The following is a 21,549-nucleotide window of genomic DNA, read 5'->3' as shown; positions in this document are numbered from 1 at the left end:
AAAGGAAAAAAGAGATCATTGCAGTTGCTCCAGCACGGCGGCGGTTACCTGCTGCGTGCTGTATGTGCCGCCGAGGTCGGGGGTGAAGATGCCGGCATCGAGCGTGGCCGAAATCGCAGCTTCGAGTGCTTGCGCTTCGGCTTCGAGATTCAGCGAATAACGCAACAGCAACGCGGCGCTCGCAATCGTGCCGAGCGGGTTCGCCTTGTTCTGGCCAACGATGTCCGGCGCCGAGCCGTGGATCGGTTCGTACAACCCGACCTTGCCCGCGCCGAGCGATGCCGACGGTGGCAATCCGAGCGAGCCGCACAGCACCGCAGCTTCGTCGGTGAGAATGTCGCCGAAAAGGTTTTCGGTGACGATCACGTCGTAGTCGGCCGGGCGCGTGAGCAACAACATCGCCATCGAATCGACGAGCTGGTGTTCGAGTTTCACGTCCGGATATTCTGCGGCGATGCGCACGGCGGTTTCGCGCCATAAGCGCGAAGTTTCCATGACGTTGGCCTTGTCCACCGAGGTCAGTTTGCGACGGCGCGCTTGCGCGAATTCAAAAGCGCGGCGCAACACGCGTTCGATCTCGATGACGCTATAACGGCACAGATCGCTGGCGGCTTCCGGCGTGCGCGTTTTCTCTCCGAAATAAACACCGCCGGTGAGTTCGCGCACAAATAAAATATCGACGCCGGCCAGACGCTCCGGCTTCAGTGGCGATAACGCCGCGGCGCGCGCATGCACCTTGATCGGACGCAGGTTGGCGAATACGCCGAGCGTCGCACGCAAGCCGAGCAGACCTTGCTCCGGTCGCACTTTCGCTTTCGGATCGGACCACTTCGGCCCGCCGACCGCACCGAGCAAAACCGCGTCGGCGGCAAGACACGCAGCGCGAGTGGATTCCGGCAACGCCGTGCCTTCGGTATCGATCGCACAACCGCCGAGCAGATGTTCGGCGAATTGAAAATCGTGGCCGTGATTTTTTGCTACGGCGCGCAAACATTCGACCGCAGCGGCGGTGACTTCCGGGCCGATGCCGTCGCCGGGCAGGATGACGATATTGGCCTTCATGCGGCGCGCGCCTCAAAACGCGCGATGTCGTCTTCGCAGCGCAGCAGAAATCCGAGCTGGTCGACACCTTCGATCAGACAGTGCCGCGCGAACGCATCCATCTCGAAACTGAAACGTCCGCCGTCCGGCAATTCGATATGACCGGCGACAACATCGATCGCCAGTTCGATGCCTGGATGATCGAGCAGATAACGATGTTCCGATTCACTCAGCACGATTGCGAGCAAGCCGTTCTTCAGCGCATTGCCGCGGAAAATATCGGCGATCTCCGAACTCAGCACCGCGCGAATGCCGCAATCGAGCAATGCCCACGGCGCGTGTTCGCGCGACGAGCCGCAACCGAAGTTGCGTCCGGCCACCAGAATCTCGGCGCCGCGTGCGCGTGGCTGATTAAGCACGAACGCAGGATCCGGCGAACCGTCGGCGCGATAACGCCAATCCTGAAACGCGAATTTTCCGAGGCCGCTGCGTTCGGTGGTGGTGAGAAAACGCGCCGGGATAATCCGGTCGGTATCGATGTTCTCGAACGGCAGCACGATCGTGCGCGAACGTAATAGGCGTAACGGTTTCATGCGGCGACTCCTGCGGCAATATAATCGCGCGGATCGGCGATATGTCCGGCGATAGCGCTCGCGGCGGCGGTTTGCGGACTCGCCAGCACGGTGCGTGCGCCGGGCCCTTGCCGACCTTCGAAATTGCGATTCGACGTGCTCACCGCGAGTTGTCCGGGCGCGACCAAATCACCGTTCATCGCGATGCACATCGAGCAGCCCGGCTCGCGCCATTCGGCACCGGCGGCACGGAAAATCTTGTCGAGACCTTCGCTTTCGGCAGCGCGTTGCACCGCGACCGAACCCGGCACCACGAGCATGCGCACGCTGCTCGCGACCTTGCGTCCGGCCAATACAGACGCTGCGGCGCGCAGGTCGGACAGGCGGCCATTCGTGCAACTGCCGATGAACACGATATCGACCGGTACACCAAGCATCGACTTACCCGATTCGATCTGCATGTAGCGCAACGCGCGTTCGTCCTGCGCGCTGTTTGCCTCGGGTACATTTTGATCGATGCTGACCACCATGCCTGGATGCGTGCCGTAGCTCACGGTCGGGCGCACGTCTTTGGCATCGATGTGCACGCTGCGATCAAACTTCGCATCGGGATCGCTGTGCAGATTTTTCCAGCGTGCCACGGCGGCATCCCACTCGGCGTTTTTTGGTGCGAGACTGCGGCCGTGCAGATAGGCGAACGTGACTTCGTCCGGCGCGATCAATCCGGCTTTGGCGCCGGCTTCGATCGACATGTTGCAGACGGTCATGCGTTCTTCCATCGACAGCGCACGGATGGCGTCGCCGCGATATTCGATGACGTGGCCGGTGCCGCCGTTGATACCGATGACGCCGATTACATGCAGGATCAGATCCTTGGCGCCGACGCCGGGCGCGAATGTGCCGCTCACTTCCACGGCGAGTGATTTTGGCTTGCGTTGCAGCAGGCACTGGCTGGCCATGACGTGCGCGACTTCGCTCGTGCCGATGCCGAATGCGAGCGCGCCGAACGCGCCGTGTGTGCTGGTGTGGCTGTCGCCGCAGACGATGGTCATGCCGGGCTGGGTGGCGCCGAGTTCCGGGCCGATCACGTGCACGATGCCGCGTTCGGTACTGTCCCAGCCGCGTAGCTCGAGACCGAATTCGCGACAGTTGGCTTCGAGCATATGCACCTGCGCTTCGGCCTGCGGTGTGACGTAATGGCGCGTGCCATCGCTATCGGCGTGTGTGGTTGGCGTCGAATGATCCAGCGTTGCCAGCACCTTGTCGGGACGGCGTAGTTTGAGTCCGCGTTCGCGCAATTCGGTGAACGCTTGCGGCGAGGTCACTTCGTGAATCAGATGCAGGTCGATGTACAACACGGCGGGTGTGGCATCGGTTTCGGCACGCACCAGATGCGTATCCCAAACCTTGTCGAGCAGGGTGCGTGGCGTAGACATCAGGCGACCTCGCGCATTGGTTCGGCGGCTGTTGTTTCTGCCTCCGCGCTGACCGGTGTGAGCCAGCCGTAGCGATCTTCGGTGCGGCCGTTGAATAATCCAAAAAACGCTTCCTGCAAACGCTGCGTGATCGGACCGCGCCCGCCGCGGCCAACCTGCTTGCGATCGACCGAACGCACCGGCGTGATTTCCGCGGCGGTGCCGGTCAGGAAAACCTCGTCGGCGAAATACAGCGATTCGCGCGGCATGTCGCGCTCGATGGTTTCGATACCGAGATCGGCGGCGAGAGTCATCACGCTATCGCGTGTGATGCCGGCCAGCACTCCGGCGCTGCATGGCGGCGTATAGAGCTTGCCTTTCATCACGAGGAACAGATTTTCGCCGGCGCCTTCGCTAAGTAATCCATTGGCGCCGAGCGCAATACCTTCGTGGAAACCGAGTCGATGTGCCTCGCGCGTCACGAGCTGACTCGACAGATAATTGCCGCCGGCTTTCGCCATCGCCGGCAAGGTGTTCGGGGCGCAACGTTGCCACGATGAAACACAGACATCGACGCCGTGTTCGAGCGCGTCCTTGCCGAGCAGGCTGCCCCACGAAAACGCGAGTACCGAAACCTCGGTCGGCACTTCCGCATACACGCCGAGCGCGCCGTAACCGCGGAATGCGATCGGTCGCAGATACGCCGAGCGCAATCCGTTCGCGGTCACCGCCTGCTTGCACGCGGCGCGGATTTCTTCCTCGTTGTAGGGCATGTCTATTTCATAGACACGCGCCGAATGGAACAGTCGATCAGTGTGATCCTGCAGGCGAAAAATCTGCGCGCCCTGCGGTGTTTCGTAGGCGCGCACGCCTTCGAAAACCGACGAGCCGTAATGCAGCGCGTGCACGCTCACATGCACGGTGGCTTCGGCCCAGGGTTTGATCTGGCCGTTGTGCCAGAGGAAATTCGGTGGTGGATTGAACATCGCGGCGGTCTCGTTATGTCGTTGTGTATGAGGATCAGGCGTTGATGGCGCGCAGTGGCGCGGTATCGGCGGCGGCTTGATTACGATGGATGCGATTCAGCACTTCGAGGAACGCCAGCGCGGCGGCTTCGATGATGTCGGTGCTGGCACCGCGGCCGCGATATTCGCGCGCATCGTGAAACACACTGACGCTGGCCTGGCCTTGCGCGTCGCCGCCCATGCTGACGCTGCGGATCTGGAAATCGCTGACTTCGAGCGCGCAGCCCGTGGCGATTTCCAAAGCGCGCAAGGTTGCATGCACCGGGCCGTCGCCGCTTGCGTTCGCCGCGGCCTGAATGCCGTCGTTGCGCCGCAGGCGCACACTCGCCGTGGCCGCGCCGCCAACTTGCGAACTCGCGTGCAAACTCTCGATACGCCACGGGCCTTGTGCATCAGGATCGAGACCGAGCAGCAGTGCTTCGACATCGCTGTCGAATACTTCTTTCTTTTTGTCGGCGAGAATCTTGAACCGCTCGAACACGCTGTTCAGCGCAACATCGTCCACCTGCAAACCGAGATGTTCGATGCGCTCGCGCAACGCATGCCGGCCGCTGTGTTTGCCGAGCACGAGGTTGGTACGCGCGAAACCGACATCCTCGGGTTTCATCACTTCGTAGGTCGAACGATGGCGCAACATGCCGTGCTGGTGGATGCCGGATTCGTGCGCAAACGCGTTCTCGCCAACCACCGCTTTATTGCGCTGCACGTTCTGGCCGGTGAGGCTCGCGAGCAGGCGCGAGGTTGGATACAGGCGCGTGCTGTCGATGCCGGTATCGATGTTGTAATACCCCGGGCGCGTGCGCAGCAGCATGACGATTTCCTCGAGCGCGGCGTTGCCAGCGCGCTCGCCGATGCCGTTGATGGTGCACTCGACTTGGCGCGCGCCGTTCTCGATCGCGGCCATGCTGTTGGCGACGGCGAGGCCAAGATCGTTATGGCAATGCGCGCTCATCACGGCACGTTCGATGCCGACGATTTCGCGTTTGAGGCGCGCGAACAAGGCGGCGATTTCATTCGGCGTGGTGTAGCCGACGGTATCAGGAATATTGATCGTGCTTGCGCCCGCGGCGATCGCGGCAGAAAAAATTTCGACTAGGAATTCCGGTTCGGTACGCAGCGCATCTTCGGCCGAGAATTCGACATCGTCGCACAGCGTACGCGCCTGACGCACGCTGGCGATCGCGGTTTCCAACACCTGCTCGCGACTCATGCGCAGCTTGTGTTCGCGATGGATCGGGCTGGTCGAAAGAAACAGATGGATGCGTGGATGTTCGGCGCCCTCAAGTGCACGCGCGCCCGATTCGATATCGCCGCTTTGGCAACGAGCGAGGCCGCAGATGATCGGGCGGCGCACACGCTGCGCGATCTGTCGCACCGATTCGAAATCACCGGGCGATGCCGCCGGAAATCCAGCTTCGATCACATCCACGCCGAGATCGGAAAGCGCATGCGCAAATGCGAGTTTCTGCGTGAGATTCATGCTGTAGCCGGGTGCCTGCTCGCCATCGCGCAGGCTGGTATCGAAAATCAGCACGCGTTCGCGTGGTGCGCTTTCGCCGGGTTCGATTGGTGCAGTCATCGTTGTTCTCGTGGCCTTGCCGGCCATGCTATCGGCCAAAAAAAAACCCCCGCCTCGTTGCCGGGGCGGGGGTTTCGGTGTTTGTCGTGTTCTGACGCGCGCCTCTATCCCGCTCCTGAGCCGGTAATAAGAAGTACGAGTACAAGAATGATCGTCGCGATCGGCGCGACGTGTTCGCGCGCCAGCACACTCGCCAGCGGAATGGCAGGCTTGCTGATGGTTCCGTGGTGGTTGTTGCGCTGCGACATGTGGCCGACAGTAACGATCAATCGCAAGCCTTGTCAAGACTTTTTTTCGACGAAAAAAGTTTCATTTGTAATCACCGCGTATGGATGTCCAGACGTCCATATGGAATCCTTCGCTTATGAATACATACTGATTACCTGCGGAAGTTGATCCAATTGATGCACCAACAGAGATCACTTTTTAGGTCGATTTGTTTGTGCCAAGCAGCACTCTTAGGCTTTGGGGGCGTCTCGTTTGCCGATCAGTTTGGCCATCACAGAGGCTCGGGCCTTTGCTTCGCGAGTGCGATCTGCAATTTTCGTCTTGAACGCGGCAATGTGCTTGACATCTACATACGCTGAAACGGTGAAATACACGGATAGCCCGATAAGTGCCCCAGCCAATGTGAATGCATATGCCACGGCAGGTCGACCGAAGGATGCCCCATAAAGCGCAAGGGCGAGAATTAATCCAGCCACGACATGGAAAGCAATGAGAAAAATAAGTTGTCTGATTTTTGAATTAACCAACGATTCTAAACGTCGCCGCTCCGTGCGCGTAAGACCATCAATGTCCCGAATGTCGGTCAGTTTGCCGAACAAGATTCCCAAGGCAGTGATCGGTGCGATTTGGATCACGCAAAACGTCCACAATGGAGTCGCACGATCTGGTACACCAAGCACGTTAGACGCGAGCATGCACACTCCCGCAAAAAACAGACACGACAGCCCGGCAAGAAACACTTGGCTTTCCATCCAGCGTTTAGTTGGCGTGTTCATGCTGTTTTGCTTACTCACCTACCGACGGGTCTAGCTCATTGCTGGCTATCTTCGAGAGTAACCAATGATGCATCGCGTGGAAAAGAAGGCTTTCATTGACCAACCCGTTGTTTAGAAACTCTACTGTGATCGATCCCGAAAGCTTCAGCTGGTCACCTGTAATAACGCCTCCGCCTTCCAACTCAATTCTCAAGTCCGTTCCGGGTAAATGCCGAAGACTAGTCGCAATGGAATCAAGAATCTTGTGGCCCATGTCCGAGGTTTTGCGTCGGTAAGAAACCTCAAGCGCTATTTGAATGTTGGAATCGTCCAGTGCTTCATCAAGATTTAGACGATCAAAAAAACCTTCTTTAAGTATGGTCATCAATAGGTTCGCACCGTCCCCACTAGGCACAAATCTTACCCGTGCGGCTTCGGTTGTTTCCGTGGGCTGTACTGCAGTGGAAGGCAACACTTGTGGTGCAATATCCGAAGGGTCAATGACTTGTTGACTAGTTAGCGGCGCTCCGATCAAAACTTTTTTCACTGGAGCTTTTTTTAGTTTTTGGAAGGTTTCCTCAGCTGCCTTGTCTATAAGAGCCTGTTCAAAGTCTCAATCTATGAGACCGGCGTGCTGATACTGGCGGAATGAGATCAACCTATCCGAGTGACATCAGTCGCGCCCAGTTTGAGCAAATTCATCCTTTGCTGGAAAGCGCACGCAAGAAGACCAGCCCGCGTCGGGTGGATCTGTACGAGGTATTTTGCGCGGTCCGCTACCTCCTCAAAAGCGGCTGCCAGTGGCGCATGCTGCCCACGGAGTTTCCGAAATGGCGAACGGTGCATTCGTACTTTTCGATCTGGAGCGAGCCTGACGAGAACGGCATCAGCCTGCTGGAGCGGGCGTTAAAAAAATCAGGTGGGCGCGGCGCGTATCAAGCAGGGGCGCAACGCCATGACGAGCTTCTTGATCGTTGATGCACAAAGCGTAAAGAACACCGACACGGCGACGCATAAGGGCTACGATGCCGGCAAGAAGGTCTCGGGGATCAAGCGGCATATTGCCGTGGATACGCAGGGACTGCCTCACGCTATTGCGGTGACTACAGCGGAAGTCACCGATCGCAAGGGCGCCTTGCAGGCGATGGATCGATGTCAGGCAAACCTACATCGGGTACAAAGTGTCCTAGCGGATGGCGGCTACGTCGGCCAGCCCTTTGCCGAAGCGGTCCAAGGCGCCATCGGTGCCACCGTGCAGATCGCCCAACGCAATGAATTGCATACCTTCGCCGTTATCCCGAAGCGGTGGGTGGTCGAGCGCTCCTTCGCCTGGTTGGAGAAATGCCGACGACTCTGGAAGAACTGCGAGCGCAAGCTCAATACCAGCCTCCAGTTCATTCACCTTGCCTTCCTCACGCTACTGCTCAAAAGACTTTGAACAGGTTCTTAGCGCGCTCGGGCTGACCGATATACAGACCGCCCGGTGGTGCGTTGTAGCGAGCCTGTTCCGCCGCACGATCCGCGTCCCAGTGCGCAGTCGCCACTGAATCAAAGCCGGGATAGAAATTCACCATGACGACGCCATGATTTTTGGCGACCAACTGCAACATATCATCGGGCACGTTGCGTGGATGATCGACCAATGCGCGTGCACTGGAATGCGAAAACATCACGGGTGCGGCGCTGACGGCGATCGCTTGCCGCATCGTATCGGGCGAGACGTGGCTGAGATCGACCAACATGCCGAGCCGATTCATCTCGTGCACGATCGCCTTGCCGAACGGCGTCAGGCCATGGTGCACCGGAGCGTCGGTTGCCGAATCGGCCCAATCAATGTTCCTGGTATGTGTCAGCGTCATATAGCGCGCGCCGAGCACGTACATCTGACGCAGTACGGCCATCGAATTGTTGATCTGATGACCACCTTCGATGCCGATCAGTGAAGCGATCCGACCTTCGCGATGGATCCGATCGATGTCATCGGCGGTGTAAGCCATTGCGAACACATCGGGATAGCGGGCCACCATCGTCCGGACGATATCGATTTCTTCCAGGGTCATCTGCACGGCCGCCGGGCCAGTCACCGTCGGCGGAATCCAGACCGACCAGAACTGTGCGCCCATGCCACCTGCGCGCAGGCGCGGAATGTCCGTCATCAACGGCGTCTTTTCATCCAGTGGCTGGCCATGGCCGGCATGATCAACTAGTAAGTCGACATGCGCCACTGGCAGCCGCTTTTGAGGAGGTAGCGGACCGCGCAAAATACCTCGTACAGATCCACCCGACGCGGGCTGGTCTTCTTGCGTGCGCTTTCCAGCAAAGGATGAATTTGCTCAAACTGGGCGCGACTGATGTCACTCGGATAGGTTGATCTCATTCCGCCAGTATCAGCACGCCGGTCTCATAGATTGAGACTTTGAACAGGCTCTAAGCGAAAGCATTGCCCCTTCAGGAATCGCAGAGGTATGAGTTCCAAGTAGCCAAGTCAGGTGCGCTTCCAAATTATTGCTTCGAAGACCGGCTGACTGCAGTAACACCATATGGTTGCCAAGTACGCCGAAGTACAGAACGGATTCCAAAAATTCACGTCGCTTCGCTGCCTTGGAGTGTTCCGTGTTACCCGCAGTCTCGCCGTCAGGATACGGAATTTTGTCAGACGTCATCGAGTCAATGCTGTAATAGTCGGCATCATCGTCAACGGTAATGAATCTTTGTACGCGGCCTGCTTCTAGTGTCACCAACTGACCAAACGTAATCCCACTGTAGTCCTCGAAGCGGTTCACGAAGATCACTGCGTCAGAATCGGGATTGATACTCTGCTGGCGAAGCTTCGGCTTGCTGGCGTTTGATGCTTGCCCGATGGCGACCTTCAGAACGTCTTGTAAGACGATCCCTCCAGTTATTTGGACATTCTTGTAATGAATTGTTTTCGATTTCGACGTTCCGATCATATTCTTCCTCGCCCATCCATAGCTAACAAATGAACAACGCTAACCGCGATGAAGAATACCCCAAACTTGCTTTGGGAGCGCGGAGCTGTGCTGCTGCGCAATCAATGATGAGAACTACGAGCGATCCCACACGCCGGGGCGAATAGCTCGTGGACGCATGGCTATTGGCTATTCGCAGGGCTTGATGAGAAAGGGCTTTTTCGATTTTCGTTAGCGCGATGAAACGTATTTCTCGCGACGGATCTGCGGATTCTTTGACCCACGCCGCGCATCACGTGGTCGATGCGCTGGACTTATTTCCTGTTCGATGCACACTACGGCAATCTGCGTCATAACAAACGGCTCAAGCGCTTCACGCTGCACGGCCAGAGCAAAGTCGACGGACAATGGAAGCTGTTCGCTCTGGTGCACAACATCGAGAAGTGGGCGAACTACCGCGAAGCGGCATGAAGAAAACGGAAAAAGTCTGCGCGCTTCGAGGCTTTTAGGCATCAAGCGAAAGTGCGGTAGAAGATAACGCGCATCACGAGCGCGTCAGCAGACAACCGTCCTTACGTAATGAGTTCGCCTACCGTCGTGGCAGTCATCGCACGTCTGCGAAAAGAGGTTTTTCTGTAGCCTCAACGCCACGCACTGCGGACACGACGAGCCTCTGCTCGCCCGTCCGCAGCCTCGGCAGTTCAGATTTTCAGCGTGCTTTCCACGTCCAGAACCTTGCGTCGCGCCATCGCCAAATTGGCCCGCGCCCGATCGAGCACGACGTAGAAAAATAGTCCGGTCTTGTTCGCGACCGGCCGGATGATGTGGTAATGCTTGCCGAGCGTGATCAGGATGTCTTCGATTTCATCCTTCAGCCCGAGCGCTTTCATGGTCTTCATCTTGGCGCGCACGACCTCGGTGTTGCCCGCGGCCGCAACTTCCATATCGATGCCGCTGCCGGCCGCACCGAGGATCATGCCGCTATTGCCATCGACCAGCGATACGGCGGACGCGCCGTCGATCGTGAGTATTTCTGCGAGGGACTCATTCAGTGTTGCCATCGGAATTCTCCATTGGTAGTTGCATCGAACTAAAGACCGGCCCGGCCGATGCATTCCGGGTCGGAAGAATTCATTAGTTGCCGAGACGCTGTCCGATCTCCTGGCGACAGTTGCGCGCGGCCCAGAGCACTTGCCCGAGGGTGACGCGGGTGTTGCAAAGCACGGTGAGCAGCAACTTTCGCGTCGGGTGCGGGATGTCCATCAGCAGTACCCGACCGCCACTCGCATCGATGACGATGTCACGGCATGCCCCGACAGCGCTTTCGTTGCCGACCGCCTCGCCCAACGCGAGCAGCGAGCTGGTCATCGCCGCCAATCTGGCGGCGGAAATCTTGCCGGGCAGGTTAGCTGCGACTTCAAAACCGTCGATGCTCGATACCAGTGCACCGCTGATGTCGGTATGTGTCTGCAGCAGCGCATCGATCAACTTCTGGCAGATCGCGGTTTCGGTACGTCCTAGCAGATCGGCAGGTACAGTCATGCCGACATTGCCGTTTGGGGAGTGCCTTCGAGCAGCTCGGCGACTTCGATCTGGTGAAACAAGACGTCGAGCAATAGCAATACATCTTCGCGTCGACGCACATCGACCGACATGACCGGTGCTTCGAGTCCTAGCGCGAGCGTTGCTGCATGAAACATTTCCAGGGTCGGGTGCGGATGTGTATCGCTGCGTCCAATGCCGATCACGGCGCGCGCGCCAGTCACGGTGGCCTTGAACGCAGACAGATACTCGCGCAAATCGGCGATCGGATCGGGTCGGCTGTTGTCGATGAGAATCACGACGCCGAGCGCGCCTTGGCCGAGAATCTGCCACATGAAATCGAATCGTGCCTGACCCGGTGTGCCATACAGACGCAGTTTGTCGCCACCCGGCAGCGTGACTTCGCCGTAGTCCAGCGCCGTGGTCGTGGTCGCTTTGCCACAATTGTCGCGGCCGGTATTTTCGACATCGGTGCGCACCGGCTCGATCTCGCTAATCGCAGCGATGGCTGTGGTCTTGCCGGCGCCCATGCTGCCGGTAAAGATGAGTTTGTATTCGCGTGGTGACATTAGCCGGACGACTGCAAAAAGCCGAGCGCGCCGCGGATCGAACGGAAGATTCCCGCGTAACGGCTGGATGGACGATCGAACGATGCCGCAGTGGCGGACACGGTTGTCGCACGCGATGCCGGCGGCCGCACGGTGATCAGATCGCACAGTGCGCAGGCGTTGATGAAACCGCGCGCAAGCTCGTGTGTTTGCGCGCTGGTATTTGCGAGCTCGTCCAGATCGTGCGGCGCGCGCGTGAGCAGCGCGGCCATGCGGAAATGCGCTTGTTCGTGTTTGAGTCGGCCAAAGTCCGGCCAGCGCCGCAGCGCAAATCTGGCATCGTGTGGCAAGCCGGGCAGCAGTCGATCCTGCGCGCCTTGCAACCCCGCGCGCCACAATAACGACTCGACCGGATACGGATTGATACGATCATCCGCCAGCAGGCGCTGCGCGTGGTCGCGCGATAAACGCGTGAGCGTCAAGTCCGGTGGCGAGCGCAGCAGCTGCGTGATGTCATCTTCCTCCAGCGGTTGCACGAGCAACCAGACCCGCGTTGCGGGGATCACGTGCAAGGTCACGTTTGCGCTGTCGATGCGATAGACATCGTTGCTGGCCTGCGCGAACAAATCGTGCATGAGCAAACCGAAGCTCGGCGGCTGAGAACTGATTGAGTTCGTGCCGATCGCATCGCCACGCGGCGACGCGCTACTGGCATGCGCCGAAGTGGTGAGCCCACTCGAAACCGAATCGAGCATGGCGATGAAATCTGCAGCGCGAACGGGCGCCGCCAGCACCGAGGTGCCGCGGATCGGCTCCAGACCTTCGTGCACCAACGATATGCAGCGCGGACTGCCATTACGTTGCGCATGCTTTTGTACCAGCGGCACGAGTGCGGATTCCGGATCGCACAGGGCGACATCGGATTCCATGTCGTCGCGGAAATGCCAGCGATCGCGAGTGCGCGCGTTGACGATCTGCAGCAGTGACTTGATCAACAAATCGTCGTGCAGCGACAGGCCGATCGTGGTGAGAGTAAGCTCGCGCGGCATCATCGGTCTACCCTCTTGCCCAGCAAGAACGGCAGCGCTGAAATATGCAAAATGCGCGTCGAATTTTTGTCAGTACGAATGGTTTTATGCAGATTACAGGCCGCACGAATCCATTCGCCTACGAAGCAGCGATCTAAAAAAAACATTCCGACCCCCTGTAACGTTTGCGCTGACGTCGGTGACGGCAACACACCGGTCTACGTGCTTACATATGTAGACACTGCGTGACTAAGATGACCGAAAATAACTACGCACGGGTGCGACATCGGTCACATATCCGACAATGAATTTGTCACGATATGTAACGAAGCTGTAGAAAAACTGGCCCCGATCTTGCTCGCAAGAAGCGAGATGATCAAGGGAGTCGGTGATGGCGCGCTACAAAGTGGTGGACATGAGTCCGCGGCTGTTGCCGGTGGATCTGGAAGCGCAGTTGCTACCGGGCTCGTTCGCCCACGCCGTGCATCACGTCGTCGACGCGCTGGACTTATCGCTGTTCGATGCGCACTACCGCAACGATGAGGTCGGTGCGTCGGCGCATGCGCCGGCGATGTTGCTCAAGGCAGTGCTGTTGGCCTACTCGCAAGGCATGATCAGCTCACGTGCGATCGAGCGCGCGTGCCGCGACAATGTTGTGTTCATCGCGATCACGGGCGATGCCAAGCCGCACTTCACCACGATCGCGGACTTCGTCAGCCGCTCGCGGGATGCGATCGCGTCGGTGTTCGGTCAGGTACTGACGCTGCTCGGCAAGGAAGGTCTGATCGGGCGAACCATGTTCGCCATCGACGGCGTCAAACTGCCGTCGAATGCCTCGAAGCACCGCTCCGGCACACGCGCGGAGTTTCTCGCGCAAGCACAGAAGATGGAGCGTGCCGCCAAGACCATGCTCGACCGTCATCAGGCCAACGATGCCGGCAGCGCCGAGACCGTCATGGATGCGAAGGCGACCGCACGCATCGAGCGCCTGACGAAGGAAGCAGCGAAGCTGCGCACGTGGCTAATCGAGAACCCCACCGACCGCGCCGGTACGCGCGGATCGATCCGTAAATCCAACCGCACCGACAACGCCTCGGCCAAGCTGGCTACCGACAAAGGGGTGATCCAAGGCTACTGCGGCGTCGCTGTCGTCGATGCTGCACATCAGGTCATTGTCGAGGCCTCGGCGCATGGCACCGGATCGGAACAAGAGCTGCTGCTGCCGGTGCTGGATGCCTGCGCCTATCAACGCAACGCCACCACGCTGATCACCGCCGATGCCGGTTATCACTGCGAAGCCAACCTCGCCGCACTGGCCGAACGCGGTATCGATGCATTGATTGCCGACAACCAGATGCGCCGTCGCGACGAACGGTTTGCCGAGCAGGGCAAACACACGAGCAAGCCCGATCCGCTTTACGACAAATCACGTCGAGCAAAGAAACCGCGCCTGTTTGGCAGCGAGGATTTCATCATCGCAGCAGATCATTCGCACGCCATCTGCCCGGCCGGTCAACGGCTGTATCGCAATGGCAAGGACTGCACCATCGGTAGTTACGCCGCCATCAAGTTCCGCGCGCCGGCAGCGACGTGCGAGCACTGCACACGACGAGCGCAATGCCTGCGCAAACCCGAGACGACACCGGCACGGCAAGTCGCCGTGCTCACGCGCAAAGCCATCGCCACGCACACGCAACGCATGCGCGAACGCATCGACAGTGACGAAGGCCGCGAACAGTATGGAAGACGCTTCGCCACGGTCGAGCCGGTGTTCGGTAACCTGCGCCACAACAAACGGCTCAACCGCTTCACCCTGCGTGGCCAGACAAAGGTGGATGGTCAATGGAAGCTGTTCGCTCTGGTGCACAACATCGAGAAGTGGGCGAACTACCGAAAAGCAGCATGAAGGCAACGGAAAAGCCCGCGCGCTTCGAGGGTTTTACGCATCAGGCAGCTATGGCCCGGATGCCGACGCGCACCACGAGCGCGTCGGCAGACAAACACCCTGACATGCAGCGTTCTCATATCGCCGCGAAGATCATCGCGCGTGCTCGAAAAGGGGTTTTTCTACAGCCTCAACGCTGGAATTAAGCGGCGGCGGAGCCGTCCGCTTGGATGACTGGTTAGGGGTTGCCAGCGCAGACAAGAAACACGTAATCGTTTGGCGACACCTGATGAGTGAATTGGCTTTTTGCATGGTTGAGTATGGCAGCCGAGTGCAGGAAGTTGAGATTGAAGCCATCGCCGGTGACTACGACGCTGGGTATGTAAGTGACGACGCTGCTCTGCCAGCCATCTTGATGCGTGCGGAGCCAAGCGGAAAGAGCCTTGTATTGCTCTGAGTTTTGGCTGATAGCGCACTGTTTGGTGGGAGCACCGTTTACCGTAAACGACAGGCTAAGCGGGCCATTTGGAAGAGTGAAGTTGACCGACCGAGCGCACCCGCTCAGTGCCACCGCACAAGCCACAAGTAGAGCGAATACTTTCATGCGACCCCTAACGAAGCTGTAGAAAAACTGGCCCCGATCTTGCTCGCAAGAAGCGAGATGATCAAGGGAGTCGGTGATGGCGCGCTACAAAGTGGTGGACATGAGTCCGCGGCTGTTGCCGGTGGATCTGGAAGCGCAGTTGCTACCGGGCTCGTTCGCCCACGCCGTGCATCACGTCGTCGACGCGCTGGACTTATCGCTGTTCGATGCGCACTACCGCAACGATGAGGTCGGTGCGTCGGCGCATGCGCCGGCGATGTTGCTCAAGGCAGTGCTGTTGGCCTACTCGCAAGGCATGATCAGCTCACGTGCGATCGAGCGCGCGTGCCGCGACAATGTTGTGTTCATCGCGATCACGGGCGATGCCAAGCCGCACTTCACCACGATCGCGGACTTCGTCAGCCGCTCGCGGGATGCGATCGCGTCGGTGTTCGGTCAGGTACTGACGCTGCTCGGCAAGGAAGGTCTGATCGGGCGAACCATGTTCGCCATCGACGGCGTCAAACTGCCGTCGAATGCCTCGAAGCACCGCTCCGGCACACGCGCGGAGTTTCTCGCGCAAGCACAGAAGATGGAGCGTGCCGCCAAGACCATGCTCGACCGTCATCAGGCCAACGATGCCGGCAGCGCCGAGACCGTCATGGATGCGAAGGCGACCGCACGCATCGAGCGCCTGACGAAGGAAGCAGCGAAGCTGCGCACGTGGCTAATCGAGAACCCCACCGACCGCGCCGGTACGCGCGGATCGATCCGTAAATCCAACCGCACCGACAACGCCTCGGCCAAGCTGGCTACCGACAAAGGGGTGATCCAAGGCTACTGCGGCGTCGCTGTCGTCGATGCTGCACATCAGGTCATTGTCGAGGCCTCGGCGCATGGCACCGGATCGGAACAAGAGCTGCTGCTGCCGGTGCTGGATGCCTGCGCCTATCAACGCAACGCCACCACGCTGATCACCGCCGATGCCGGTTATCACTGCGAAGCCAACCTCGCCGCACTGGCCGAACGCGGTATCGATGCATTGATTGCCGACAACCAGATGCGCCGTCGCGACGAACGGTTTGCCGAGCAGGGCAAACACACGAGCAAGCCCGATCCGCTTTACGACAAATCACGTCGAGCAAAGAAACCGCGCCTGTTTGGCAGCGAGGATTTCATCATCGCAGCAGATCATTCGCACGCCATCTGCCCGGCCGGTCAACGGCTGTATCGCAATGGCAAGGACTGCACCATCGGTAGTTACGCCGCCATCAAGTTCCGCGCGCCGGCAGCGACGTGCGAGCACTGCACACGACGAGCGCAATGCCTGCGCAAACCCGAGACGACACCGGCACGGCAAGTCGCCGTGCTCACGCGCAAAGCCATCGCCACGCACACGCAACGCATGCGCGAACGCATCGACAGTGACGAAGGCCGCGAACAGTATGGAAGACGCTTCGCCACGGTCGAGCCGGTGTTCGGTAACCTGCGCCACAACAAACGGCTCAACCGCTTCACCCTGCGTGGCCAGACAAAGGTGGATGGTCAATGGAAGCTGTTCGCTCTGGTGCACAACATCGAGAAGTGGGCGAACTACCGAAAAGCAGCATGAAGGCAACGGAAAAGCCCGCGCGCTTCGAGGGTTTTACGCATCAGGCAGCTATGGCCCGGATGCCGACGCGCACCACGAGCGCGTCGGCAGACAAACACCCTGACATGCAGCGTTCTCATATCGCCGCGAAGATCATCGCGCGTGCTCGAAAAGGGGTTTTTCTACAGCCTCAACGCCTGAATTAAGCGGCGTGCCAAAGGCACGTCCGCTTGAATGAATTGTTAGAAGGCTAAGCCGCCTCGAACTGTAACCGCAGTTGTTGAACCAACTTGGCAGCGCCTAAGACAGACAGCCCAATAAACGTCTCGGACTCGACGACAAGTGTACCGTTCTCACTCGATACCTCCCAGTTGGAGATTTCTTGCGAGCCCCCGACACCTGACCACTCTGGGCCGAGTTTGTAACCTAGAGATCTGAGTGCGTGACCCAAGCGCACGAAAAGCGAGTCGTCATGTTCGGGACCAACAATCCAATGCTCGACAGACATTTCGCTTGGCCTTCTAACTAGAATTAGAAATGGGGTGAGTCTTCCGGTCGCGCGGTCTAAAGTCAACGACGGCAGCGTGATGCATATTGAACAATTATATCCGCGCTTGTTTTTCGGGAAAGACAGATCAGGCTCTCCGATTTAGACGTCCTAATATTTTGCAGATGGTCTATCGGTAAAAACCCCCAGTGCAGCGATCGCCAGTTATACCTGCGCACGCATCCGACAAATAAAGCTGAGCTGTTACGAAAGGCCGTTTCCGAATCGAGACGCAACTATCTGCCATTGCTTTCGGTAAGTCCACGTTCGAGCATCGCGGCCACTTCAATGAATACGTATGCACTTTTGTGTTCCGGGCAAGGCGAAACGCTAAGCTGTCGCGGACAATCAAGGGCACGTCTGTAAACGGGCCGGAATGCATGGGGAGCAGTATCGATGCCCGATTCGACCTGGTGGCGCAGCGCCGTCATCTATCAGATTTACCCGCGCAGCTTTCTCGATACCAACGGTGATGGCGTGGGCGATCTGCCGGGCATCATCGCGCGGCTGGACTACATCGCGAGTCTTGGCGTCGATGCGATCTGGATCTCGCCGTTCTTCAAATCGCCGATGGCCGATTTCGGTTATGACATCGCCGACTATCGCCAGGTGGATCCGCTGTTCGGTGACATGGCGGATTTCGATGAGCTGCTCGACAAGGCGCATCGGCTCGGGCTGAAGGTCATGATCGATCAGGTGTTGAGTCATACCTCGATCGCCCACGACTGGTTTCGCGAGAGCCGCGAAAATGCCAGCAATGCCAAGGCCGACTGGTACGTTTGGGCCGATGCAAAAGCTGACGGCACGCCGCCCAACAACTGGCTATCGATCTTCGGTGGTGTGGCCTGGCGCTGGGAGCCGCGGCGCGGCCAGTATTATCTGCACAACTTTCTGTCGGCGCAGGCCGATCTGAATTTCCACAATCCGGCAGTGCGTGCAGCAACCCTGGAGAATCTGCGGTTCTGGATGGAAAAAGGTGTGGATGCGTTTCGTCTCGATGCCATCAACTTCTGTTTCCACGATGCGCAGTTGCGCGACAATCCGGCCAAACCAAAAGCGCAACGTGTTGGCCGCGGTTTCAGTGCCGACAACCCGTACGCGTTTCAGTATCACTACTACAACAATACCCAGCCGGAAAATCTGCTCTTCCTCGAAGACCTGCGACGCCTTGCCGACAGCTATCCGCAGGTGGCGATGCTCGGCGAGATTTCGTCGGAAGATTCGTTGGCGACGATGGCCGAATACACGCACGGCAATCGCCTGCACATGGCCTACAGTTTTGAATTGCTCGGCGATGATTTCTCGGCGCGTTATATCCGCCAGACCGTCGAGGCACTGGAGCAGAAACTTACCGATGGCTGGCCGTGCTGGGCCATTTCCAATCATGATGTGAAACGTGTGGTGAGTCGCTGGGGCGGCGAAACAGCACTGCCCTCGCTGCCAAAACTACTGGTGGCGTTGGTCGCATCATTGCGTGGTTCGATGTGCATTTATCAGGGCGAGGAACTTGGCTTGACCGAGGCCGATGTGCCGTTCGCGCAATTGCAGGATCCGTATGGCATCGCGTTCTGGCCGAACTTCAAAGGGCGCGATGGTTGTCGCACGCCGATGCCGTGGGACGATAGCAAAAGCGCGGGTTTCAGCACCGCCGCACCGTGGCTGCCGATCCCCGATCAGCACCGTGCGCTTGCTGTTTCGCGTCAGCAAGCCGATAGCACATCGGTATTAAACGGCGTGCGCAACTTCATGCATTGGCGCAAAAACCAGCCGGCATTGCGCTGGGGCACGATTCGTTTTATCGAGGCGGCGGAACCCTTGCTGCTTTTCATCCGCACGCTTGGCGATGATGTTTTGTTCGTCGCGTTCAACCTCGGCGAAACTGCGCTAACCGCGCCGTTGCCGCCGTCATTGTTACTGCAGCAAATCGAATGTCCCGGCCCGCTGGCTGGTGAGATACAAGCTAACCAATTGCAGTTGGCGGGATATGCGGCGATCTATGCGCGCGTCGTCTCCAACCCGCATGACTGAGCAATGCCATGGGTGGAAATCGCTGCTGATTGCTGCGTTGATTGCGCTGCCAATTGCCGCGACAAGCGCGGCTGAGCCGTGGTCGACCGAACTGCAATATCGCGGCCGCATCACCACGGCGGCGGTCACGCCGGATGGTTACCAACTCACCGCCAATGGCGTGATACGTTTGTTGCCGCGACAGTCGGCGGTCAGCACCACCGCCAGCCCGTTATTCGATGCGCTGTTCGCGCTCGCGCAGCAGGAGCTTGAGCAGGCGCGTGTAAGCCAGATTACCGATGCCGCGTTCGATCACGGCGCAGCGCTGCCATGCGAGTGCTTGGAAACCGGCGAAAAATGGAAATATGTCTGGACCCGCGATCTGGCCTACGCCACTGATTTGGCGCTTTTTCGTTTCGATCCGCAGCGCGCGCGCAACGGGCTCGAATTCAAGTTGTCCGGACTGCGCGCGACGATTGAAACAGCGGTTATTCCCGCCAGCTACGTCGTGCAGGATACCGGCAGCGGCGGCAGCTGGCCGGTGAGTAGCGATCGCATCGTGTGGTTTCTCGGCGCGCGCCATTTGCTCAGCGACCCGGTATTTTCGGAAAAAGTATACAAAGCACTAAAAGATACTTTGGCGCAGGATCGCCGCCATGTTTTCGACAAGCAACGCGGCTTGTATCGCGGCGAGACGTCGTTCCTCGATTGGCGCGAACAAAGTTATCCGGGCTGGACCGCGCGCAACGTCAATTTTATCGCCGAGTCGTTTGCGCTATCGACCAACGTTTTGTTTTACCAGGCGCTGCAGTTGGCGAAGCAAATGGCGCAAACGCGAGGTGATGCCGACAGCGCGGTATACCGGCAGCAGGCCGAACAGCTCGGCGCGGCGATCGAGAAAAATTTCTGGCGTGAGGATCGCGGCTTGTACATGAGTTACAGCGGCGGTTTGAATGCGCCGCGCCGCATCGAAGCGTATGACTTGCTCGGCACCGCGCTGGTGATTTTGTCCGGCATCGCGCCGCCAGCGCATGCGCGTCGCGCGCTGGCGAATTATCCGACGTGGGATGCCGGCAGCGCGGTGATCTGGCCCGAACACGACGATGTGCCGATCTATCACAACCGCGCGATCTGGCCGTTTGTTAGCGCGTATGCGTTACGCGCCGCTCGCACACTCGACGAGCCCGCGCGCATTGCGCACGAGTTGCGCTCGATCATGCGCGGCGCGGCACTAGCGGGATCGAATATGGAAAACTACGAGTTCACGACTCAGGCGACAACGTTTATCGATGGCGCCAACAGCGGGCCGGTGGTCAATTCAAAACGCCAGTTGTGGTCAGTCGCCGCCTATCTCGACATGGTCGTCGAAGGCGTATTCGGCCTCACCGATCACGATACGATCGACCCGAAAATTCCGCGCGAACTTGTGCCGATGCTGTTTGGTGATCGCAATGAAATCCGGCTCGATTTGGCCGAGCGCCACATCACGCTGATCAAGCCGGCGCAGATGGCGGATGATGCGAACCTGCTGGTCGCGGATTCGAGTGTGGCGGATCGCCGCGACATTCGCGTGCAACTGCGTGCGCGGCACGTCGCGTCTTCGCCATTGCCGTTGCAGCACAGCGCGTATGCGCCATCCACGCCGGCGCTGCCAGTCGTCATTCGTGACGGTGCACACTGGCAAATTCGCAGCACCACCACAGGGCCGCTGCACTTGTATATCAACGATCGCGCGGTGCGAAATTTCAGCGGCACGACAACCTTGGCGCATCGTCGTGAACAGCAATGCATCAGCCTGACTCGCAGCGATGACAAAGGTATCGAGTCGCTGCCGAGCGATAGCGTCTGCGTCGGCGATACGGTGCCGGTGACAGGCGTGTGGCCGCGGCTTTGGTCGGCACCACGCAGCGGGCATTATGTGGTGCGGCTGGACTATCGCAATAACCACGGCCCGATCAATACCGGCATCACGGCGGCCGAAAAAATTCTGCAGGTGCAATGCGGTCGCGTCGATACGCAATCTGCACCGCTGCTGATGCCGCACAGTGTGGGCTGGCAGGCGTCGACCGCGATGACGTTCAACGCGCGGGCCGGAGAGCGCTGCGAATTCGCGCTCGAAAACGGCTTCAACATGAGCATGCTGGCGCACTACATACGCTACACCGGCGGCGAAGGTGGCGCGTCAGGTGCGATCCATGCCGCAGACACTGGCGACCTGCAGATCACGCCGCTGGACTGAGTCACAGCGCCACCGCCATCACACTTTCAGGCAA

General features: G+C 58.9%; 23 protein-coding genes and 1 pseudogene. 10 read left to right on the top strand and 14 right to left on the bottom strand.

Features of this window, described 5'->3' with window-relative positions; genetic code table 11:
* Positions 1 to 15: 15 nt before the first annotated feature.
* From leuB to ELE36_RS19755, 5 genes are read right to left on the bottom strand one after another with little or no spacing between them, the layout of a single operon-like run.
* Positions 16 to 1,062 carry a 3-isopropylmalate dehydrogenase gene (gene leuB / locus ELE36_RS19775; protein ID WP_129836369.1) on the bottom strand — a complete coding sequence of 349 codons (1,047 nt, stop codon included), beginning with the start codon at positions 1,060 to 1,062 and terminating at the stop codon, positions 16 to 18.
* The gene (leuD, locus tag ELE36_RS19770) at positions 1,059 to 1,634 is read right to left on the bottom strand and encodes a 3-isopropylmalate dehydratase small subunit (RefSeq protein WP_129836367.1); all 576 of its coding nucleotides are present in this window, start codon (positions 1,632 to 1,634) and stop codon (positions 1,059 to 1,061) included. Before leuD ends, leuB begins: the two co-directional genes overlap by 4 nt.
* Positions 1,631 to 3,049 (bottom strand): 3-isopropylmalate dehydratase large subunit, encoded by a 1,419-nt coding sequence (gene leuC, locus ELE36_RS19765; RefSeq protein WP_129836365.1) that lies wholly within the window; start codon positions 3,047 to 3,049, stop codon positions 1,631 to 1,633. The genes leuD and leuC overlap by 4 nt, the downstream gene beginning before the upstream one ends.
* Entirely contained in the window at positions 3,049 to 4,014 is a 966-nt protein-coding gene (locus ELE36_RS19760) for a branched-chain amino acid transaminase (RefSeq protein ID WP_129836363.1), read from the bottom strand. The genes leuC and ELE36_RS19760 overlap by 1 nt, the downstream gene beginning before the upstream one ends.
* A 34-nt stretch (positions 4,015 to 4,048) precedes the next feature.
* Positions 4,049 to 5,632 (bottom strand): 2-isopropylmalate synthase, encoded by a 1,584-nt coding sequence (locus ELE36_RS19755; RefSeq protein ID WP_129836361.1) that lies wholly within the window; start codon positions 5,630 to 5,632, stop codon positions 4,049 to 4,051.
* 147 nt (positions 5,633 to 5,779) lie between these two features.
* Between ELE36_RS19755 and ELE36_RS19750 the strand changes: the two genes are divergently transcribed.
* Positions 5,780 to 6,028, top strand: a complete 249-nt coding sequence (locus tag ELE36_RS19750; protein ID WP_129836359.1) for a hypothetical protein — start codon at positions 5,780 to 5,782, stop codon at positions 6,026 to 6,028.
* A 62-nt stretch (positions 6,029 to 6,090) separates the two neighbouring features.
* Here the strand turns inward: ELE36_RS19750 and ELE36_RS19745 are convergent, their stop codons facing one another.
* Together ELE36_RS19745 and ELE36_RS19740 are read right to left on the bottom strand one after the other, a co-directional pair.
* A complete protein-coding gene (locus ELE36_RS19745) occupies positions 6,091 to 6,636 on the bottom strand; it encodes a hypothetical protein (protein ID WP_129836357.1) in 546 nt (181 codons plus the stop codon).
* Between the two features lie 10 nt (positions 6,637 to 6,646).
* A complete protein-coding gene (locus ELE36_RS19740) occupies positions 6,647 to 7,162 on the bottom strand; it encodes a hypothetical protein (protein ID WP_129836355.1) in 516 nt (171 codons plus the stop codon).
* A 101-nt stretch (positions 7,163 to 7,263) separates the two neighbouring features.
* Here ELE36_RS19740 and ELE36_RS19735 point away from each other — a divergent pair.
* Positions 7,264 to 8,053, top strand: a protein-coding gene (locus tag ELE36_RS19735) for an IS5 family transposase (protein ID WP_129836353.1) whose coding sequence is annotated in 2 segments (ribosomal slippage) — positions 7,264 to 7,526 and positions 7,525 to 8,053 — 792 coding nt in all. Because the reading frame shifts where the segments join, the coding sequence is not laid out codon by codon here.
* On the opposite strand, the gene ELE36_RS19730 is transcribed toward ELE36_RS19735, so the two are convergent.
* The 3 genes and pseudogenes from ELE36_RS19730 to ELE36_RS19720 all read right to left on the bottom strand — a co-directional run bounded on the left by ELE36_RS19730 (position 8,040) and on the right by ELE36_RS19720 (position 9,566).
* Positions 8,040 to 8,840: a dipeptidase gene (locus ELE36_RS19730; protein WP_242512236.1), complete on the bottom strand. Its 801-nt coding sequence runs from the start codon at positions 8,838 to 8,840 to the stop codon at positions 8,040 to 8,042. The two genes, ELE36_RS19735 and ELE36_RS19730, sit on opposite strands and share 14 nt — an antisense overlap.
* A pseudogene (locus ELE36_RS19725) lies at positions 8,834 to 8,992 on the bottom strand (transposase); the annotation flags it as partial. The gene ELE36_RS19730 and the pseudogene ELE36_RS19725, both read right to left, overlap by 7 nt.
* Positions 8,993 to 9,002: 10 nt before the next feature.
* A complete protein-coding gene (locus ELE36_RS19720) occupies positions 9,003 to 9,566 on the bottom strand; it encodes a hypothetical protein (RefSeq protein ID WP_129836351.1) in 564 nt (187 codons plus the stop codon).
* A 282-nt stretch (positions 9,567 to 9,848) separates the two neighbouring features.
* On the opposite strand from ELE36_RS19720, the gene ELE36_RS19715 reads away from it, so the two are divergent.
* The gene (locus ELE36_RS19715) at positions 9,849 to 10,016 is read left to right on the top strand and encodes a transposase (RefSeq protein ID WP_207215826.1); all 168 of its coding nucleotides are present in this window, start codon (positions 9,849 to 9,851) and stop codon (positions 10,014 to 10,016) included.
* A 230-nt stretch (positions 10,017 to 10,246) separates the two neighbouring features.
* On the opposite strand, the gene ELE36_RS19710 is transcribed toward ELE36_RS19715, so the two are convergent.
* From ELE36_RS19710 to ELE36_RS19695, 4 genes are all read right to left on the bottom strand, one after another.
* On the bottom strand, positions 10,247 to 10,606 hold the full coding sequence (locus ELE36_RS19710) for a hypothetical protein (RefSeq protein ID WP_129836349.1): 360 nt from the start codon (positions 10,604 to 10,606) through the stop codon (positions 10,247 to 10,249).
* Positions 10,607 to 10,679: 73 nt separating this feature from the next.
* On the bottom strand, positions 10,680 to 11,087 hold the full coding sequence (locus tag ELE36_RS19705) for a roadblock/LC7 domain-containing protein (protein WP_129836347.1): 408 nt from the start codon (positions 11,085 to 11,087) through the stop codon (positions 10,680 to 10,682).
* Positions 11,084 to 11,656: a GTP-binding protein gene (locus ELE36_RS19700; protein WP_129836345.1), complete on the bottom strand. Its 573-nt coding sequence runs from the start codon at positions 11,654 to 11,656 to the stop codon at positions 11,084 to 11,086. Before ELE36_RS19700 ends, ELE36_RS19705 begins: the two co-directional genes overlap by 4 nt.
* Positions 11,656 to 12,687, bottom strand: a complete 1,032-nt coding sequence (locus ELE36_RS19695) for a hypothetical protein (RefSeq protein WP_129836343.1) — start codon at positions 12,685 to 12,687, stop codon at positions 11,656 to 11,658. Before ELE36_RS19695 ends, ELE36_RS19700 begins: the two co-directional genes overlap by 1 nt.
* 367 nt (positions 12,688 to 13,054) lie before the next feature.
* Between ELE36_RS19695 and ELE36_RS19690 the strand changes: the two genes are divergently transcribed.
* The 7 genes from ELE36_RS19690 to ELE36_RS19665 all read left to right on the top strand — a co-directional run bounded on the left by ELE36_RS19690 (position 13,055) and on the right by ELE36_RS19665 (position 21,515).
* Entirely contained in the window at positions 13,055 to 14,569 is a 1,515-nt protein-coding gene (locus ELE36_RS19690) for an IS1182 family transposase (protein WP_129835611.1), read from the top strand.
* A complete protein-coding gene (locus tag ELE36_RS19685) occupies positions 14,566 to 14,754 on the top strand; it encodes a hypothetical protein (RefSeq protein ID WP_129836342.1) in 189 nt (62 codons plus the stop codon). Before ELE36_RS19690 ends, ELE36_RS19685 begins: the two co-directional genes overlap by 4 nt.
* 83 nt (positions 14,755 to 14,837) lie before the next feature.
* Complete coding sequence (locus ELE36_RS20445; protein WP_165371704.1) at positions 14,838 to 15,005, top strand: hypothetical protein; 168 nt, start codon at positions 14,838 to 14,840, stop codon at positions 15,003 to 15,005.
* A gap of 223 nt (positions 15,006 to 15,228) precedes the next feature.
* Positions 15,229 to 16,743: an IS1182 family transposase gene (locus ELE36_RS19680; RefSeq protein WP_129835611.1), complete on the top strand. Its 1,515-nt coding sequence runs from the start codon at positions 15,229 to 15,231 to the stop codon at positions 16,741 to 16,743.
* Entirely contained in the window at positions 16,740 to 16,928 is a 189-nt protein-coding gene (locus tag ELE36_RS19675) for a hypothetical protein (RefSeq protein WP_129835609.1), read from the top strand. Before ELE36_RS19680 ends, ELE36_RS19675 begins: the two co-directional genes overlap by 4 nt.
* 737 nt (positions 16,929 to 17,665) lie before the next feature.
* On the top strand, positions 17,666 to 19,297 hold the full coding sequence (locus tag ELE36_RS19670) for an alpha-glucosidase (protein ID WP_129836340.1): 1,632 nt from the start codon (positions 17,666 to 17,668) through the stop codon (positions 19,295 to 19,297).
* Positions 19,290 to 21,515 carry an alpha-L-rhamnosidase-related protein gene (locus tag ELE36_RS19665; RefSeq protein WP_165371703.1) on the top strand — a complete coding sequence of 742 codons (2,226 nt, stop codon included), beginning with the start codon at positions 19,290 to 19,292 and terminating at the stop codon, positions 21,513 to 21,515. Before ELE36_RS19670 ends, ELE36_RS19665 begins: the two co-directional genes overlap by 8 nt.
* The last annotated feature ends 34 nt before the right edge of the window (positions 21,516 to 21,549 follow it).

The organism is Pseudolysobacter antarcticus, assembly GCF_004168365.1.
Classification (GTDB): Bacteria; Pseudomonadota; Gammaproteobacteria; order Xanthomonadales; family Rhodanobacteraceae; genus Pseudolysobacter; species Pseudolysobacter antarcticus.
Note: the sequence above shows the minus strand (reverse complement) of the source record. Positions and strands in the feature narration are given on the sequence as shown.

Coding starts and splice junctions, on each gene's coding strand:
- ELE36_RS19675 (WP_129835609.1), top strand. CDS start 16,740: ATGAAGGCAACGGAAAAGCCCGCGCGCTTCGAGGGTTTTACGCATCAG.
- ELE36_RS19720 (WP_129836351.1), bottom strand. CDS start 9,566: ATGATCGGAACGTCGAAATCGAAAACAATTCATTACAAGAATGTCCAA.
- ELE36_RS19690 (WP_129835611.1), top strand. CDS start 13,055: ATGGCGCGCTACAAAGTGGTGGACATGAGTCCGCGGCTGTTGCCGGTG.
- ELE36_RS20445 (WP_165371704.1), top strand. CDS start 14,838: ATGAGTGAATTGGCTTTTTGCATGGTTGAGTATGGCAGCCGAGTGCAG.
- ELE36_RS19750 (WP_129836359.1), top strand. CDS start 5,780: ATGATCGTCGCGATCGGCGCGACGTGTTCGCGCGCCAGCACACTCGCC.
- ELE36_RS19715 (WP_207215826.1), top strand. CDS start 9,849: ATGCGCTGGACTTATTTCCTGTTCGATGCACACTACGGCAATCTGCGT.
- ELE36_RS19695 (WP_129836343.1), bottom strand. CDS start 12,687: ATGATGCCGCGCGAGCTTACTCTCACCACGATCGGCCTGTCGCTGCAC.
- leuB (WP_129836369.1), bottom strand. CDS start 1,062: ATGAAGGCCAATATCGTCATCCTGCCCGGCGACGGCATCGGCCCGGAA.
- ELE36_RS19705 (WP_129836347.1), bottom strand. CDS start 11,087: ATGACTGTACCTGCCGATCTGCTAGGACGTACCGAAACCGCGATCTGC.
- ELE36_RS19685 (WP_129836342.1), top strand. CDS start 14,566: ATGAAGGCAACGGAAAAGCCCGCGCGCTTCGAGGGTTTTACGCATCAG.
- ELE36_RS19680 (WP_129835611.1), top strand. CDS start 15,229: ATGGCGCGCTACAAAGTGGTGGACATGAGTCCGCGGCTGTTGCCGGTG.
- leuD (WP_129836367.1), bottom strand. CDS start 1,634: ATGAAACCGTTACGCCTATTACGTTCGCGCACGATCGTGCTGCCGTTC.
- leuC (WP_129836365.1), bottom strand. CDS start 3,049: ATGTCTACGCCACGCACCCTGCTCGACAAGGTTTGGGATACGCATCTG.
- ELE36_RS19665 (WP_165371703.1), top strand. CDS start 19,290: ATGACTGAGCAATGCCATGGGTGGAAATCGCTGCTGATTGCTGCGTTG.
- ELE36_RS19710 (WP_129836349.1), bottom strand. CDS start 10,606: ATGGCAACACTGAATGAGTCCCTCGCAGAAATACTCACGATCGACGGC.
- ELE36_RS19760 (WP_129836363.1), bottom strand. CDS start 4,014: ATGTTCAATCCACCACCGAATTTCCTCTGGCACAACGGCCAGATCAAA.
- ELE36_RS19755 (WP_129836361.1), bottom strand. CDS start 5,632: ATGACTGCACCAATCGAACCCGGCGAAAGCGCACCACGCGAACGCGTG.
- ELE36_RS19700 (WP_129836345.1), bottom strand. CDS start 11,656: ATGTCACCACGCGAATACAAACTCATCTTTACCGGCAGCATGGGCGCC.
- ELE36_RS19745 (WP_129836357.1), bottom strand. CDS start 6,636: ATGAACACGCCAACTAAACGCTGGATGGAAAGCCAAGTGTTTCTTGCC.
- ELE36_RS19670 (WP_129836340.1), top strand. CDS start 17,666: ATGCCCGATTCGACCTGGTGGCGCAGCGCCGTCATCTATCAGATTTAC.